The following is a 15427-nucleotide window of genomic DNA, read 5'->3' as shown; positions in this document are numbered from 1 at the left end:
ATAAAATATTGAAGCGTGTCATGTTAGTAATAGAACTACTAATGCTGTGCGGCCCAGCAGTCGTAATGCTTTCAGTTGGGCTGTTGTACTCGCCCGTCTTTTTATTTGGTTCTGTCTCCATAGAAGGAGACTGGTACATTGGAGCGCTAATAATTTTTTGTGGTACATGGGGCTTCATTTCATTGGGAAATCTTGCATTACATATTCTTAGCAAAAGAAATTGGCTGGGTCACCCTGTTCAATGGTTTGGCATACTATTAGGTATTGCTGCCTCCGGCATTGGGCTATCTACTATGACAAATACTAATTTTATGCTGTGGGTGTTTGTTGCGCCTATTATTGCCGCCCTTCATCTTTTGTATTTGTCGAAAAAATGTACTCAAATATCCTAACAAGTAAATTAACGCAGACCCGAAAAGTTACGCACCTTTTGTGGCGCTTCGCTATAATGCCACAAAAGGCACGAAACTTTTCAGTCTGGTTATTAAAGCGTTAGAGTTACAAAAACGACATGGAAGAATTTTTAAACAAGAAGAATGCCAGACTTATAATTGGTATTTTTGTAGCCGCCCCTTTTACAGCTACCGCATTATTATTTGGCTTATATGGAATAATGTTTGGTATAGCTGGCATAACTAGTAAACATCCATTTGCATCTTTATTTGGTTTGTTAACTGCTTTAGGGTTAATTGGTGTAGCAGGTGCGTGGCGGCGACTACTTAAACCCACGAATAAATACAACAGTAAAGAACAAAATAAAATAAGAACCATGCTATTTTGTGGTTTAGCTTCATCGTTAGCATTTTTTGCAGTTTCACTTTACTTCAATCAAACTGAGGCTATTCTAATGCTTTTACCAATTACTATATTTAATGTGTTTTTTATTTATGCAACACCTAAAAAACTCTAACAAGTAAATTAACGCAGACCTAAAAAGTTACGCACCTTTTGTGGCGCTTCGCTAAAATGCCACAAAAGCCGTGTAACTTTTCAGTCTGGTTATTAAAGCGTTAGCCAAAAATATTAAATGAGAGTCTTGTGCAACAAAAGGGAAAAATTACAAATTGGAATGATGATAAAGGTTTTGGCTTCATAACACCTATTGGTGGTGGAAAACAAATATTTATTCATTTTAAAGCTTTTAAAAATAGAAGCATTCGCCCAGAAGTTAACCAAATTGTTTCCTATGATATATCCAAAGACAAAAGTGGTAGAACATGTGCCAATAATGCATCAAGATTAGGAGATAAAAAGCCTAAAAAAACAAACAAAAGTAGTAGTACACTATCAATAATCATTGTTTTTGTATTCTCTACTTTTCTTGTTTTATCTATACTTGCAACTAAAATGCCTGCTTTGGTTCTAGCTGTTTATTTTATTGTTAGTTTACTCACATTTATTATGTATTCTGTTGATAAATCAGCAGCTCGAAATGGCGACTGGAGAACTCCAGAGAGTACATTGCATTTTTTATCACTTGCTGGTGGTTGGCCTGGAGCATTAATTGCTCAACAAAAATTACGTCACAAATCTAAAAAACAACCTTTTAGGGTAGTTTTCTGGGGGACAGTGATCTTAAATTTAACTGGATTTATTTGGCTTTTGACACCTAATGGCAATGCTTTTTTACAATCAATACTGATTAATATTATACAAATGGGCTAACCAGAATTTGCAATGGATCACAGGGACTCAGCGATTTTCAAAAACCGAGTGGGGTTGATAGACATTCTTTTTTAACAAAGTTCTATCTTGTCCCTGTGCCCATTGAAATAGGCGTTATGTTTTTAAAAACACTGAATGAATACATGAAGTCGATTAAAGTAATATTCTTAATTACGTGTCTATTTGTTATATTAGGCGCTTCATATTTAGTTTTTCAAAATTACAGATGTGCTCAATATTTAAAGGGTGTATCCGATTTCGATTTACAAAGTAAAAATGGCATTACTTTTCTAAAAAGCACCAATAAGCCTTACACAGGCAAAGCTTATTCTACAGTTTGCGGTGGTGAGTGTGGGTTTATGTCATGCTCGCTACTTCATTGGAAAACTGAATACAGGGAAGGTAAATTACATGGGAAATTTGATGTTCCACTATCAGGGCTTGGAGATAAGCATTGGTTTAGTCCCGGAGACGAAACTAAGACGCATGTTTATGAAAATGGCTCAGAAATCAAATAAAAGTAAGCAATTATTGCCACCCACCAAATAAAAAAAATAATATCAAAGCTAAATTGTAAAAAAATTTCTTCTCGAAATGTGAATTTACAAAAATTGAATGTTTTTCAGTGGAGTGGGCAGGGAATGGGTAGTAAAAGTAGCTGCTAGATGGGGTTGCTCTGCATGACGAACAAGGGGAGGCCTGCACTGTTCTGCTAAGGTGTGTGCTTTGGTAGGCTGTTACGTTTAAGTCGTGATAGGGGCGGCAGAATTAATTTTAAATAATTTCCTACACAAATTAATACCGCGCACCCAATGCCTTTTTTGTTTCTGGCATAAGGATTTTAATTGTTCTTCCGGGCCAACAAAGGAATGAAAGCCCTTTGAAAAACCATCGACTGTTTCTAGCCAAGTGTCTTCATCGAGTTGTAATTTTTGTAATATAGCGGGAGCGCCCGATTTGATATAGCCACGTTTATCATCTCTCTTCATTCGCCCCGTCCATTCTGCAAGTTCCAGATAGTCGTTAAGGTCAAAGGCAATACCCTTGTCTTTAAGTGAGCTACAGATAAAGGGGGCGAGCTTAATAGTAGCTGTGTTTTGTTGCGTTATTTTTTGGCTAATGCTTTTTGTCTTTTTAATTGAGTCGATACGCTGTTTTACTGAAGTATATTCAGAGTCTTCTAGCGTTTGACTGATATCCGCTCTGATAGGATTTAAATCAACATAGACCATGCAGCTAAGAATGGCTTGCTCATCAAGCAGTGCCTGACTTTTAAAACGTCCTTCCCAGAAACGGCCAGTACATTTATCTTCAGCATTGGCTCTGCGAGCAATGTGTTCATTGAGGCAACGCATGAACCAACTGATATCCATTAACCGCTCTCTGAAGACGGCAATGGTTTCCCGAGCCTTGTCTTGTTCAGCCTCAGAATGGCATTCACCATTAAGGTAGCGTTCTACCAATACTGGAATTGAACAAAGTTGTTGCCAGTGTTGTATCACGGTTTCATCTGACCAACTTTGGGCAAGTGAGGCGTTGATTTTCAATACTGTGTGCAGGTGATTGGACATAATAGCGTAGGCGCAGACGTCAATGGCAAAGGTTTTTGATAGTAAGGCCAGTCGCTCAACAAACCATTGTTTGCGATGGCTGTAATCTTTATTGGTGGCGCTATCGACACCACATAAGAATGTCCTGCGGACACAGCGGGAGATGCAGTGGTAAAAGGGAGTATCTGAAAGACTGATTTGTTGACTTCTTGGGGTGGGCATTTGATTAACTCCATTTAATCGGTATGACAGTTAGAATGAAGAGTATAGAATATAAACGTACAATATTCAAGTGATACTATCCCATGAGCATTTGTTTCAGCTTATTATTTGTATTACACTGGGTTTAGATTATGGGTGGCCAAGACTGGCTATGGGGTTTAGATTATGGCTAGCCAAGACTGGCTATGGGCTAAAGTTAGCACAAACATTTAGAATGTGTGGCTTTGATTGGGGAGAATATGAGAAGGCAACATCATCCAATCAACAATACTGGATAGTAGCTTTAGTTCGTGAGCTTGAAGCTAAAGGGGAGTTAGAGCGTGATTCCAAAACAAAACATTGGCAATTAAAATAAAACTACCAATATGAGGCAAATATGAATACAGCAAAAGAAGAAGTAAAATTACTTCTTGATCAGTTACCGGATGAATGCACACTGGAAGATGTACAATACCATCTGTATGTAGTTGAAAAAAATACATAGGGGTATTGAACGTGCAAAAACTGAAGGAACCCTAAGTCAGGATGATGTCGAAAGGAAATTCAGTAAATGGATTACACAATAGAATGGTCTCCAGAAGCAATAGAGGATCTTGATTCAATAGCAGAGTATATAGCAAGAGATTCTGAGTTTTATGCACAAGCAGTTGTTTCAAAAATACTTTCAGTTTCCAGAAAAATTCCCCATCAAGCTCTAATTGGTAGAATTGTTCCAGAAATTAATAATGAAATGATAAGAGGAAACATTTTTAGCCACCCATCTAATAAATCCTGATAAAGATGGCGATGTTCTAGAGTGCAATAAGTCTTATTGCCACACTCTGGGCAAACAAATCCATCAGGGAATTTCCATTTAAATAAGGCTTGTCGGCACTGTTTGTCAGTGCCATAATCGATAAAAAGCTCAAATAAACTATAACCTTCTTGAAACTGAATTTTATTTTTTGACATCATTCTACTCCACACATAATCTATACTTTAATTATAGTATAATTATCGAAATATGGCGGAGCTTTGTGGGTAATCAAGTATCCATTTGACTGAGAAAGAGGACATATTTTACCTGTATGACTAATTTTAGTTCCAAAATTCACCCAAGTACGTTATAAGAATGACATGAAAATCCCTAAACGAATCCAACCCTTAGTTGAAGACGGACTGATCGATGAAGTCATCAGTCCTTAATGAGTGGCAAAGAAGTAATGTGGCTATACTTAACCGGACACACAACTTAAAATAACTAAAAGATAAAAAGTGTGACCTAAAATGAATGATCAAACAAAAAAACCGAATAAAAGCTATACATCAGAATTTAAAGAATCAGCTGTCAAATTAGCTAATGAGACGGATCAACCCGTTTCTCAGACTGCCAGGGAGCTAGGTGTTAATGTAAATACTCTACATACCTGGATCAGTAAATATTCCAAACCGGTGAAGACGGTAGCCAATAGAAGTGATGAACACATTTATGATGAAGTAAAACGTCTGAAAAAAAGAATTGGCAAAAGTGATTCAGGAGCGTGATTTATTAAAAAGGCCACAGCGTACTTTGCAAGGGAAACTTTGTGAAGTACGCATGGATAACTGATCAGGCTAAAGATTACCCGGTAACGATTCTGTGCCGTTTTATGGATGTTTCCCGTAGTTGCTATTATGATTGGGTTAGCTCTCCTAAAACGGATAGAGAGAAAGAAAATGAAGCGCTTACTGAGCAGCTAAAAAACTGTTTGAAGACAGTCGCAAGACTTATGGAACCCGTCGTCTTAAAAGAAAACTGGCTGAAAAAGGCGTTCATATAAGCCGCCGGAGAATTGGTCGATTAATGAAAAAAGCCGGTTTGTTTTGTAAAACGAAGAGACGCTTTAAAGCGACGACTAATTCCAAGCATAATAAGCGTATATCTCCAAATTTACTGGAAAGAGAGTTTACTGTCTCTCAACCTGATCGCTACTATGTGGGTGATATTACCTATATTGCCACCAAGGAAGGCTGGTTATATTTAGCGGTTGTCATTGACTTATTCTCTAGGCAAATTGTTGGCTGGTCGATGGATGAGCGAATGAAAGCCAAGCTAGTCAATGATGCTTTACTGATGGCCATATGGAAGCGTAAACCAATGGATGGATTGCTTTGGCATACTGACCGAGGTAGCCAATATGCCTCTGATAGTCATAGAAAAGGCGACATAAATGCCGCCCATTACAAACGGCCATCGGCTAGCCTGTGCCGTGAAGATATTGTAACAGGATCATTACCGTTGTGAAAATACCTTGGGTGAATGGAACCTCTATCGTTCCAGAGGGCAAAGCCCTTTCTCTTCATCTGTTTAAAGTTAACATGAGAAATTAGGAAATACAAAATGACAAAAATCACTTGAAACAGCCAAAAAAATATTTAGAAAACTGTCCGGAAAAGTGTTGACACATCAAAGCTGTAGTCTATATTGTACGCAGTGGCTCTGAAATCCTCTGCGCCAAGGTTTATAAAGAAATTAATAAGCGCAGCTTTAAACAAGCAGTGCAATATAGAGAAGGTCGCAAGGGGCGTAATAGCCGCCGTAATCGAGCCATGGAAAAAGGCTCAAAATTTGGCCGGGTGCAACAAGAGAAAGCCTGGCAAAATACCGAGGTCGAAGCACTCTATAGCCTTTCTGATGCCGGTGTTCGAGTACCTAAGCCCTACGGTTGCTTTGATGGCGTCTTGCTGATGGAGCTAATCACTGACGACGAAGGCCAGGTCGCACCGCGTCTGAACGATGTCTCAATGTCTGCAGAACAAGCCTTAGAAGATCATGCTACTATCATGCAATACGTGACGCGGATGCTGTGTATTGGTTTGATTCATGGCGATCTGTCAGAATTTAATGTCTTGGTTGATGAGTATGGTCCGGTCATTATTGACTTGCCACAGGTAGTGGATGCATCAGCTAATAATCAGGCAAAATGGATGTTAGAGCGGGATGTTAACAATATTAGCACCTACTACGCACAATACGCACCAGAATTGCTTAATAGACAATACGCCAAGGAAATTTGGGCATTATACGAAGCGGGGGAATTACACCCGGAAGCCGAGTTAACGGGTTATTTTAAGGAAAGCACACAAACGGCCGATGTGGACACCGTATTGGAAGAAATAAAAGCCGCCTTTGCCGAAGAAGAGCAACGCCAGCTTAGAATGCAAGCTCCTGAATGATTGCAAATAAAGACTGCAATTCAGGAACGCAAACTTGCGTTAAAGCTTAAAGAGCAACCACTTTATTCGCACAAGGGCCTTTTTGACCTTCGCCAACTTCAAATTCCACTGCTTGACCTTCATTCAGTGTTGCATAGGCGCCACCACTTTGAATTTCTGAATGATGAACAAAAAGATCCTTACTGCCATCTTCAGGAGTAATGAAACCAAAACCTTTATCCGCGTTGAACCACTTAACTGTACCTGTACTCATTATTTTACTCGTATTATTGGTGAATGATATTGCTTTTATATTCGAATTCACCCATTTAAACATAAAGTGATAGGTTTAGACAAATATACATAACAACTAGACAAGTGCCATTATAGCAGAATTATGAGAATAATTAATGTAGGATTTACATAATATTTATAAGAAAATACGGATTTCTTTTGTTAATGGTATAATATCTTAAGTTTTCAGAGTGATTTCTGCGGGTAAAACCACTTTTTATGGCTCTTTACATTATTGCGTACTTATAATAAGAACTGTGGGTGGGCATGGCTTTGCCTACCCACGCTGACTCAAGGAAAAATCTTATATTCACACTTCAGCATGGGCACAAAAAACGTGCCCACCCTACGCCGCATTTCTTCTGAGGCTTTTTACTGGGTAGCAAATATCGCATAATTCGTATATTGAATAGCAGTCACAAGTACATGATAGTGTGAAAAACCCTATTTATTGATTACATCAGAGACAAGAGGTTCTACCAGTTCACGGACTTCTTTGCTCAGCCTTAACAATGGCTGGTCATTTTTTTGTTCTATTGCCAACCTCATTGCGGATATAGCTTGTAATGAAATGCTGATATCTTCGTAATCTTTTCCTGCCTCTTGCCAGAGTGATTGCCATTTCTTTAATGATGATAATAATGATGGCTCTGTGACAAAGACATTGATAGATTTTATCAGCGCTGTGCCTAAAATACGCCAAAACATCATTTTCTTTAAATAAAACTAATAGACAGTCTATTTCCTTCTGCCAAAAAGAAGATCCTAAGTTAATAATAGAAACTAGAATATCAGCAATATTGGACGGATAATTCCCTGCATTCCTATCGCCATGAATAAAGGCCTGCTTAAGTGCATTATGAGCTTTTTCTCTATCCAACAAGATAAAGTATAACTCTGGCATAACAAATCGACTATCCTAAGATGTACGATAACTTTATCGTACAACACAAATGCCGTACGTCAATAAAAACTATTGATCAATTATTTCACTACCAATTACATAGAGACTGGATTGTTGATGGTATAATCTGACAAAAATAACCGATGAGAATAAAGAATTTTATATGGCTAAGCTATCGAAGCATAAGGCGCGGAAACGATTTGGACAGAATTTTTTACACGATCCGAATATTATTGAGCGCATTATTGCCGCTATTGCTGCCACAAAGGAGCAACATTTAGTTGAAATTGGCCCAGGCAAGGGGGCTATTACTGAGCATTTGGTTAATCATGCCGGTAAGTTAGATGTGATTGAGCTGGATCGTGATTTGATCCCTATTCTGGAAGAGCGGTTTTCTGCTTATGAGAATTTTAGCATTCATAGCAATGATGCATTGAAGTTTGATTTTGGCTCTTTACTAAACGCTGAAGGCTCTTTATCATCAGCTAATGGCTCTAAACTCAGATTAGTCGGGAACTTGCCCTATAATATTTCTACGCCTCTGATTTTTCATTTATTGGAAAATGTGGCAATTATCGATGACATGCACTTTATGTTGCAAAAAGAAGTGGTTGAGCGTTTAACGGCAGCACCGGGCAGTAAGACTTATGGGCGTTTGAGTATATTGGTACAATACTTATGTCATGCAGAACAGCTTTTTATCGTGCCTCCGGGGGCATTTAATCCTGCGCCCAAGGTCGATTCGGCAATTGTGCAGCTGACCCCAAGAAAAGAAATGTCCGGCACGCAACTTATCAATGCCAGTACCGATAACCTGTCAGACATCGCTCGGGCTGCTTTCTCTCAACGACGTAAAACATTACGTAATAATTTGAAGAAAATACTCACGGCTGAACAAATTGAGCAATGTGATATTGATCCGAGTAGACGCGCAGAAACTCTCAGCATCAGCGAGTTTGTGAGTTTGACTAATCTATATGTGCAAACTGTTGAGTCTTGAGCTTATGCAGGCGAAATTTAGCTAATTCGATATCACGTTCAGCACGTATCTTGCTTAACTGTCCAGGCTCAAGCTGGCCATATTTAGTATTAAGTAAAGACAATTGATGGCTATTTTTATTCGGGTGATTGCTAACGACAAAATTACTGATAATCACGCCCGAGACCACGAGTACCGTCAATAAGAGTAAAAGATCGGGTTTTTTCCTCATGTCACGTACCTTTTATGAAAAACAATATGAAAAATAATATATAAGATCAAAATAAACAATAATAAACAATAATAAACAAGCAATTATAGAAACCACCTTAGAAATTAAGTTAACTTTCTATGCTATCTTATTTTAGGACAATATAATTTTTTAAAATTTCCACTTTTTTTGGAACAAAATCATGTTTTTTTGTCATATTGAGCAACATGCCTCATTAGTTTCATTGCTCGCCCGCTACCAGATACAAATTAACCGTGTAAAAGACCAGCAAAGTATTCCTGGCACCTGGTTTGGTGAGCCCGAAGCGGGGATCATAAAAAATCAGCTCTATGTGCGTTCTGATACCCCTATTCACTCCGCATTACACGAATCCTGCCACTATATCTGTATGGATGCTCAAAGACGGGAAAATTTAGATACCAATGCTGCCGGTGGCTACGATGAAGAAAATGCAGTCTGTTATTTGCAAATATTGCTGGCCGATTATTTACCCGCAATGAATCAGGAACAAATGATGCTCGACATGGATGAGTGGGGCTACACTTTTCGCTTAGGCTCGGCAAAGCGCTGGTTTCATGAGGATGCCGAAGAAGTACAAGAATGGTTGCTCAAGCATGAGCTCATTTATGCAGATAAAACACCCACCTGGAAATTGCGTCAATAAACTTGATTTTCAGGCGTTTAATATCTAGGCTCATAGTATCTATTGAACTCTTTATTCTGGAGTAGTTATGCGCTTTGATTCGATTCACAATTATTATGAAACACTGGTTGTCAGAGAATTAATCCAAACATTTGTTGATGACATTAAAAATATTGATGAAGATTATTTACAGGACATCGCCTGTATTGCTCTCAATATGTTACCGGCTCGTTATGTGCGCCATGATGTGGATATGGCCTTTTTTCTCAGTACGGATGATCGCACAGAAATGGATCACGCCGTTAAATCTGCGGTCTTAAAAGCTAAAGATCATGTGGACAATCAAGAAGATGAAGAAGCCAGACCCACGACTTTTCAGCAAACATAAAGCATTAGTTCTAACCTCTAATGCACACTAAGAGACATCGTTCAAACCTTGTTACACTTCAAATGTAGGATGTGGTGAGGAACGAACCGCATCAATGGCTTTAAACAAACATTTTTGATGCGGTTCGTTCCTCACCACATCTTACAAATGTAAAGATAAATTAGCTTATTTGATCTGTCCCCACTAAGACACATAAAGCTGACGTTTTTTAGTGAGCACGAAGCCGATTCAGTGTATAATATTTGTCCAATTTATTTTCGTAAAACCAGGGAAAAATATGCCTCAGCAACATGCGACTAAATATAATATTTCGGTAGATGTCAAAGTTCAGTACATAGAAGAGCAGTCTTCACCTACTGATAATCGATATGTTTTTTCATATACTATTAATATGTTAAACAAGGGCACAGAGTCGGCACAGCTTATCTCTCGACACTGGATCATTACCGATGCAGAAGGCAAAACTCAAGAAGTCAAAGGACCTGGTGTGGTGGGCGAACACCCCAACCTGAAACCTGGCGAAGATTTCACCTATACCAGTGGTACAATCATTCATACCCCCGTAGGCAGTATGCAAGGGAGCTACCAAATGAAAGCGAGTGATGGACAGATGTTTGATGCTGAAGTTCACCCCTTTACCCTGACCCGCCCCAAATTTTTACATTAATGAATTTTCATCACATTTAACGTCACATAAAGCAGCGCTATGGGCGATTTGAGTATTATTTTTGTCATATTAGGCTTATACTTTCAAAATGCATAGAAAACCAAGAGAGAAATAAAGTGGCTAACGAGATAAAAAAAACCGGGCAGTTTATCTTCAGTTTTTTTGCAATGCTGGTTACTTTGCTGTCTTTTGCTTTATTATCACTAAAAATCCTCTTTATCAGCATTATCTGGATGTTTAGTCGTTTTTTCAGTCATTTAAGCTATAAGCTTTCTACGCTTGGCTATAAATGGAATTAAGTAAAAGTAATACTTCATCACTATTAGCAATTCTATAGAGCAAAGTCCGGTGTTCTTTTTTAGCATACTCTCTGAATCATCACTATGAACATACTTGATCGCTACATCATAAAAACCGTTATCTACTCAACACTTTTATTTCTCCTCATTATTTTATCGTTATACGGCTTTATTGTCCTTGCCGACAGCTTTAAATACGTCGGTAAAGGTGATTTTGAATTAGGCGATGCCTTTTATTACACTTTATTGACGATGCCCCGCCGTCTCTATCAACTATTTCCTTTTTCTGTATTATTAGGTGCAATGATGGGATTGGGAGCGCTAAACAGCAGCAATGAACTGGTTGCGATTCGCACTGCCGGTGTTTCTATAGGCAAAATTATCCTATCGGTCATGAAAGCCGCTTTTATTTTGGCCATTTTTACTTTTATGATTGGTGAGTATGTACTTCCCATTACAGAAAAAATGGCCAACAACCATTGGTCGACCAAGACCAGCGGTACAACCAGTACCGTATCAAACAATGCCATCTGGGTACGTGATAAAGATACTTTTACCAAGATTCATTCCATTACCTCTGATAAGACCCTGGGACATGTGAGTATTTTTACGTTTGCCCAAGACAAAACTCTAAAAGTGAGCACTTATGCCGATAGTGCCCACTACGATGGTGAAGATTGGATTCTAAAAGGCATCAAACAAACCTTCATCACTGACAATAAAGTCATTAGCAATCAAATTGATCAAGCGCGTTGGCCCACTTTATTGGATCTGGAATTGGTCGATGTCATTATCTCTAATTTAGAATATCTTTCCGCCTATGGTCTCTATCGCTATGCCAGCTATCTCGATGATAATAGCCTCAAGAGCAATCAATACTGGCTGACATTCTGGAATAAAATTGTCCAGCCATTTTCCATCGCCGCCATGCTCCTACTGGCAATTCCTTTCGTATTCAGCTCCTCACGTGCAGGCAATGCTGGCAGCCGACTGATGATAGGTGTGTTTATCGGCATTGTGTTCACCATTGCCAACAAAATTACGGCTCAGTTTGGTCTGGTTTATGATGTCAGCCCACTGCTGAGCGCCAGTTTAATTACCCTTTGCAGTGTTTTACTGGCAACATTACTGATCCGACGAATGACATAAATCAGCACCGATCTGTGCACAAAACTGTAAGCTACATCACAATATCGATACTTTAGCGAATTCTAATTAACTATTGTATAAAAAACGACTATAATGTGAGGTTGAATTAATACCAGTTCAGGATCAACAGGCATTCCATTGAAACATCGACTTCTCAACTTATTATTGTGCTTTTGTCTCACGACACCTACATTTGCCGCCAATAATAATTGGCGTTCCATGCCTTTCATTGAAATGATGGCCACGATGATGAAGGTGATGAATCAAATGCTGGGTAGCAATAACTTTGCAGGTATGAATAGTATGCCTTACTCACCTACTATGATGCCGGGAATGGGCTATGGTTTAAGTAATGGCATGAACGGCCTCTATCCACTCACTGCTTTTCCCATGTCTCCCGGTGGCTTAAATACCCGTTCACTAAAAAATGCAGGTTCACGATTCAATCCAGCAACAACGAGCAATTCCGGCAGTAATTTTTGGGATCCCGACGCCAAACCTGCCGATGCCAGCACGATGATGGTCGATAACTATACTTTTAATGAAAACAGTATGAATGGTATCTGGCAGAGTCAATCCGGTGATGTTATTGCCATTTACAATGATAATCGTTTTCTCTGGTCTGATGGCGGGGCAAAAAATCTAGCCGGACAGCTAGCAATCGAGGGCAACAAGATGATTGCTTATATACCAGCTAAAAAGATCACCTTATATTTCCAGTTTTATCGAGAACCCGGGCAATTTGTCGTGCGTGACCGCAAATCCCGAACTTACAATTTTAAGCGTATTCACTAAGCCTCTATTAAAAAAACCGCTATCAAAAAAACAGCTTAAAAGCCTGATTTTTTGACTGTTCTACTGACCGTACTATAGTGCACACCGAAATGACTGCCAATTTGATCCAGCGTATAATTTCCCGTTTCATAGGCTTTAACCATCGCCGTTTTGATGTTTTTAAAGCGTTTACCAAAGTCCGATAAGGGCTTCACTTTTTTCGCCTTACGCTGCCTTGCCTTATCCATGACCTTGCCGCTGGCCAATTGTTTTTTCCATTTAGTGACAAAGCCATCACTGCCCAGTAGAATTTGTCCCTTAACATTGCCAATAATATCAAAGTCCTTATCTAAGCTAGCTATTGATTTAACAAAGGCAGCCTGAGCACGTTTTTTCTGCTTAGAAAATTTTTCTAGCACGGCACTGGTATTAAGCCATTCTGGCGCTTCGATAAGCCCTGCTGTTGCCTGATAACTACTCCATTTCCATTTGTCCAGCTTACGCGCTTTACGCAATAAAATAGGCACATGAACCACATGCTTAACTACATCACTAAAATACTCATCTTCAACTAATACCGCCTTAAAGCGACCATGAAATATATTGCCCTGGGTAGCATATTTGACATTAAAGCGCTGGGTATAAATACCATTCAATTGTCGCATTCCTTTGGATAAATTTGGCTTAGGGGTTTTGATAAACAACTGAAAGGCATCAGGCATTAAATTGTAAGCGAACACCTCCCATTGCATGCGCCCGATGACTTCTTGCAAAATTTGTAGAAATTCCTGACGGTCTTGGGCATCATTAAAAATCGTTTTTTCCTCAATGCCTTTTGAGGAAATATAATAATAGGCACCGGGATATTCAATGCGTACGGGTCTGGCCATAAAGATACACCTTTTTCTTACCTTATCTGACCGCGTCTTAGCTAAAAGCAAACATAGGGTCTGACACGGTTTTTATTAATTCATATTACAGTTATACTTATAATTTATAGACGCTTTTTTTCCATTGCGCTATTTTTAAGCAATTTTTTTTACTTTTATTTACTCATTTTGTGATCACACTACCGATGAACAAGAAAAAAACAGCCGCTAACAAGCCTCAAGAAGAAAAAATAAGACTGGATAAATGGCTCTGGGCAGCGCGCTTTTACAAAACACGCGCCTTAGCCACCGAGGCAATCAAAGGCGGCAAGGTTCACCTCAACGGCCAACGTTTTAAGCCTAGCCATCATAGCGAAATCGGTTATAGCCTGCGGATAAAAAAAGAATCCATTGAACAAACCGTGCTGGTACTCAAACTATCAGGTAAACGAGGCCCTGCCCCTATTGCACAAACACTCTATGAAGAAACAGCCGAGAGTATTAGCGCCAGAGAAAAACGCAGTCAGGAACGTAAAGCCATTTTTGAAGGCATGCCACAGCACACCGTCAAACGCCCGAGTAAGAAAGATCGCCGTAAAATCATTCAATTTAAACAAGCACAACATGATTGAGTTTTTTGCTTCATTAGCGTTAATGATGAAGAAGAACTAAGCTTGCATTTCCATCTATTATCCTAAAATAATCAGTTGAATCGTAGCGAGAGCGACTTAGGTGCTGAAGATTAAGGGTTTTACAGGTTATTTTGGCTTTATTCGTAGTCACCCTAAGGGTGAAGTCAAAATGTTCTGGAAAATCCTTAAGATTCGGTGCATAAGGCGGTCGCAGTAGGTTCAACTGATTTTTTTGGGATTATGACTATAGATAAATGCCTGATGCTTGGCTATAGTTAAATGGAACGGATAATAAATAAGGTTTTTTTATGTTGCGCCAAATTGCACTGTTGATTTTAACAATTTCCCTGCCCACTTCCCTCTATGCCACCAGTGTCAGCATCAGTGTCGGTGGTAGTCGCGGCCCAATTAATGTTGCAGTCAATGATGTGGTTACTTTTGATGCCGATGTTATTTGTAATGACGATCTGGTCTATGTCGATGGAACAGCCGCTCCCAAAGATACTCATAATGATTCTGAAGTCGCCTGGCGGATTAAAAACCAGTCACTCAGCACGATTCGCCTGACTAGTTTTGGCGTTAGCTGGGAATGCCTTAATGATCCTTCTAGTCAGTGTGATACCTGGTTATTTGATTATTTAAAGTTTGATGCCCCAGTGATCAATGCCAACAAGATTTATGATGTGCTCATTAGCCCTGTCGATAATGCTAATTCATTTCCAATCACTGATTTTGATACCCTTGTCGGTGATGCGCCTTATAATAACCAATGGATCGATATTACCTCCGGTGAGATCATTGAGATTAATGAAATTGAATTTGTCGATAGTCTGGGTAACAAAATCATCATGGCCAGTGGTACTGAAGTCAAATTTACCGTCACTTGGAAAGACAGTAATGCAATCACTTATATCCATGTATTTACTGTGACCTGGCCATAATCATGTTGACTTCAGTCTGCTTTGAGAGGCTATTATGGCTATTTT

General features: G+C 39.1%; 20 protein-coding genes and 3 pseudogenes. 17 read left to right on the top strand and 6 right to left on the bottom strand.

Going from position 1 to position 15427, the window contains the following annotated elements:
• The 4 genes from JEU79_RS24830 to JEU79_RS24815 form a co-directional block, all read left to right on the top strand.
• Positions 1-392 (top strand): hypothetical protein (locus tag JEU79_RS24830; protein WP_214660675.1); only part of this gene is annotated, 392 nt, incomplete at its 5' end.
• Positions 393-511: 119 nt separating this feature from the next.
• Positions 512-910, top strand: a complete 399-nt coding sequence (locus JEU79_RS24825; RefSeq protein WP_198266588.1) for a hypothetical protein — start codon at positions 512-514, stop codon at positions 908-910.
• 128 nt (positions 911-1038) lie between these two features.
• Positions 1039-1665 carry a DUF1294 domain-containing protein gene (locus tag JEU79_RS24820; RefSeq protein WP_198266587.1) on the top strand — a complete coding sequence of 209 codons (627 nt, stop codon included), beginning with the start codon at positions 1039-1041 and terminating at the stop codon, positions 1663-1665.
• Positions 1666-1781: 116 nt separating this feature from the next.
• Positions 1782-2183 carry a hypothetical protein gene (locus JEU79_RS24815; RefSeq protein ID WP_198263191.1) on the top strand — a complete coding sequence of 134 codons (402 nt, stop codon included), beginning with the start codon at positions 1782-1784 and terminating at the stop codon, positions 2181-2183.
• 225 nt (positions 2184-2408) lie between these two features.
• Here JEU79_RS24815 and JEU79_RS24810 read toward each other — a convergent pair whose 3' ends face one another.
• Complete coding sequence (locus JEU79_RS24810; RefSeq protein ID WP_198266586.1) at positions 2409-3437, bottom strand: transposase; 1029 nt, start codon at positions 3435-3437, stop codon at positions 2409-2411.
• Positions 3438-3507: 70 nt separating this feature from the next.
• On the opposite strand from JEU79_RS24810, the gene JEU79_RS24805 reads away from it, so the two are divergent.
• Both JEU79_RS24805 and JEU79_RS24800 read left to right on the top strand, forming a co-directional pair.
• Entirely contained in the window at positions 3508-3792 is a 285-nt protein-coding gene (locus JEU79_RS24805; RefSeq protein WP_198266585.1) for a hypothetical protein, read from the top strand.
• 195 nt (positions 3793-3987) lie between these two features.
• Positions 3988-4212, top strand: coding sequence for a type II toxin-antitoxin system RelE/ParE family toxin (locus JEU79_RS24800; protein ID WP_198263194.1), 225 nt, complete (start codon positions 3988-3990; stop codon positions 4210-4212).
• Positions 4213-4220: 8 nt separating this feature from the next.
• On the opposite strand, the pseudogene JEU79_RS27200 reads toward JEU79_RS24800, so the two are convergent.
• Positions 4221-4388, bottom strand: a pseudogene (locus JEU79_RS27200) (transposase); the annotation flags it as partial.
• A gap of 315 nt (positions 4389-4703) precedes the next feature.
• Here JEU79_RS27200 and JEU79_RS29060 point away from each other — a divergent pair.
• Both JEU79_RS29060 and JEU79_RS24775 read left to right on the top strand, forming a co-directional pair.
• Positions 4704-5613 (top strand): annotated as a pseudogene (locus JEU79_RS29060) (IS3 family transposase); the annotation flags it as partial.
• Between the two features lie 251 nt (positions 5614-5864).
• A pseudogene (locus JEU79_RS24775) lies at positions 5865-6632 on the top strand (PA4780 family RIO1-like protein kinase); the annotation flags it as partial.
• 46 nt (positions 6633-6678) lie between these two features.
• On the opposite strand, the gene JEU79_RS24770 reads toward JEU79_RS24775, so the two are convergent.
• Positions 6679-6885: a cold-shock protein gene (locus JEU79_RS24770; RefSeq protein WP_198266582.1), complete on the bottom strand. Its 207-nt coding sequence runs from the start codon at positions 6883-6885 to the stop codon at positions 6679-6681.
• Positions 6886-7425: 540 nt separating this feature from the next.
• Positions 7426-7809, bottom strand: coding sequence for a hypothetical protein (locus tag JEU79_RS25825; protein ID WP_214660674.1), 384 nt, complete (start codon positions 7807-7809; stop codon positions 7426-7428).
• A gap of 163 nt (positions 7810-7972) precedes the next feature.
• Here JEU79_RS25825 and rsmA point away from each other — a divergent pair, with 163 nt between their 5' ends.
• The gene (gene rsmA / locus JEU79_RS24760) at positions 7973-8809 is read left to right on the top strand and encodes a 16S rRNA (adenine(1518)-N(6)/adenine(1519)-N(6))-dimethyltransferase RsmA (protein WP_198263199.1); all 837 of its coding nucleotides are present in this window, start codon (positions 7973-7975) and stop codon (positions 8807-8809) included.
• On the opposite strand, the gene JEU79_RS24755 is transcribed toward rsmA, so the two are convergent.
• Positions 8778-9020: a hypothetical protein gene (locus tag JEU79_RS24755; protein ID WP_198263200.1), complete on the bottom strand. Its 243-nt coding sequence runs from the start codon at positions 9018-9020 to the stop codon at positions 8778-8780. The genes rsmA and JEU79_RS24755 overlap by 32 nt on opposite strands.
• A gap of 181 nt (positions 9021-9201) precedes the next feature.
• Between JEU79_RS24755 and JEU79_RS24750 the strand changes: the two genes are divergently transcribed.
• The 6 genes from JEU79_RS24750 (at position 9202) to JEU79_RS24725 (ending at position 12961) form a co-directional block, all read left to right on the top strand.
• Positions 9202-9684: a hypothetical protein gene (locus tag JEU79_RS24750; protein WP_198263201.1), complete on the top strand. Its 483-nt coding sequence runs from the start codon at positions 9202-9204 to the stop codon at positions 9682-9684.
• A gap of 67 nt (positions 9685-9751) precedes the next feature.
• Entirely contained in the window at positions 9752-10051 is a 300-nt protein-coding gene (locus JEU79_RS24745; RefSeq protein WP_198263202.1) for a late competence development ComFB family protein, read from the top strand.
• A 277-nt stretch (positions 10052-10328) separates the two neighbouring features.
• Positions 10329-10718 (top strand): Co2+/Mg2+ efflux protein ApaG, encoded by a 390-nt coding sequence (gene apaG / locus JEU79_RS24740; RefSeq protein ID WP_198263203.1) that lies wholly within the window; start codon positions 10329-10331, stop codon positions 10716-10718.
• Positions 10719-10834: 116 nt separating this feature from the next.
• Positions 10835-11017, top strand: coding sequence for a hypothetical protein (locus tag JEU79_RS24735; RefSeq protein ID WP_198266580.1), 183 nt, complete (start codon positions 10835-10837; stop codon positions 11015-11017).
• An 84-nt stretch (positions 11018-11101) separates the two neighbouring features.
• Positions 11102-12166, top strand: coding sequence for an LPS export ABC transporter permease LptG (lptG, locus tag JEU79_RS24730; protein ID WP_198266579.1), 1065 nt, complete (start codon positions 11102-11104; stop codon positions 12164-12166).
• Between the two features lie 138 nt (positions 12167-12304).
• A complete protein-coding gene (locus tag JEU79_RS24725; RefSeq protein ID WP_198266578.1) occupies positions 12305-12961 on the top strand; it encodes a hypothetical protein in 657 nt (218 codons plus the stop codon).
• Between the two features lie 35 nt (positions 12962-12996).
• Here JEU79_RS24725 and JEU79_RS24720 read toward each other — a convergent pair whose 3' ends face one another.
• Positions 12997-13830 carry a transposase gene (locus JEU79_RS24720; protein WP_198266577.1) on the bottom strand — a complete coding sequence of 278 codons (834 nt, stop codon included), beginning with the start codon at positions 13828-13830 and terminating at the stop codon, positions 12997-12999.
• A 185-nt stretch (positions 13831-14015) separates the two neighbouring features.
• Here JEU79_RS24720 and JEU79_RS24715 point away from each other — a divergent pair, with 185 nt between their 5' ends.
• Both JEU79_RS24715 and JEU79_RS24710 read left to right on the top strand, forming a co-directional pair.
• Positions 14016-14441 carry an RNA-binding S4 domain-containing protein gene (locus JEU79_RS24715; protein ID WP_198266604.1) on the top strand — a complete coding sequence of 142 codons (426 nt, stop codon included), beginning with the start codon at positions 14016-14018 and terminating at the stop codon, positions 14439-14441.
• 308 nt (positions 14442-14749) lie between these two features.
• Positions 14750-15382, top strand: coding sequence for a hypothetical protein (locus JEU79_RS24710; protein ID WP_198266576.1), 633 nt, complete (start codon positions 14750-14752; stop codon positions 15380-15382).
• Positions 15383-15427: the final 45 nt, after the last annotated feature.

The sequence above is a fragment of the sulfur-oxidizing endosymbiont of Gigantopelta aegis genome, from assembly GCF_016097415.1.
Taxonomy (GTDB): Bacteria; Pseudomonadota; Gammaproteobacteria; order GRL18; family GRL18; genus GRL18.
The sequence above is the reverse complement of the archived record's forward strand: the minus strand, read 5'-3'. Positions and strand labels throughout refer to the sequence as shown.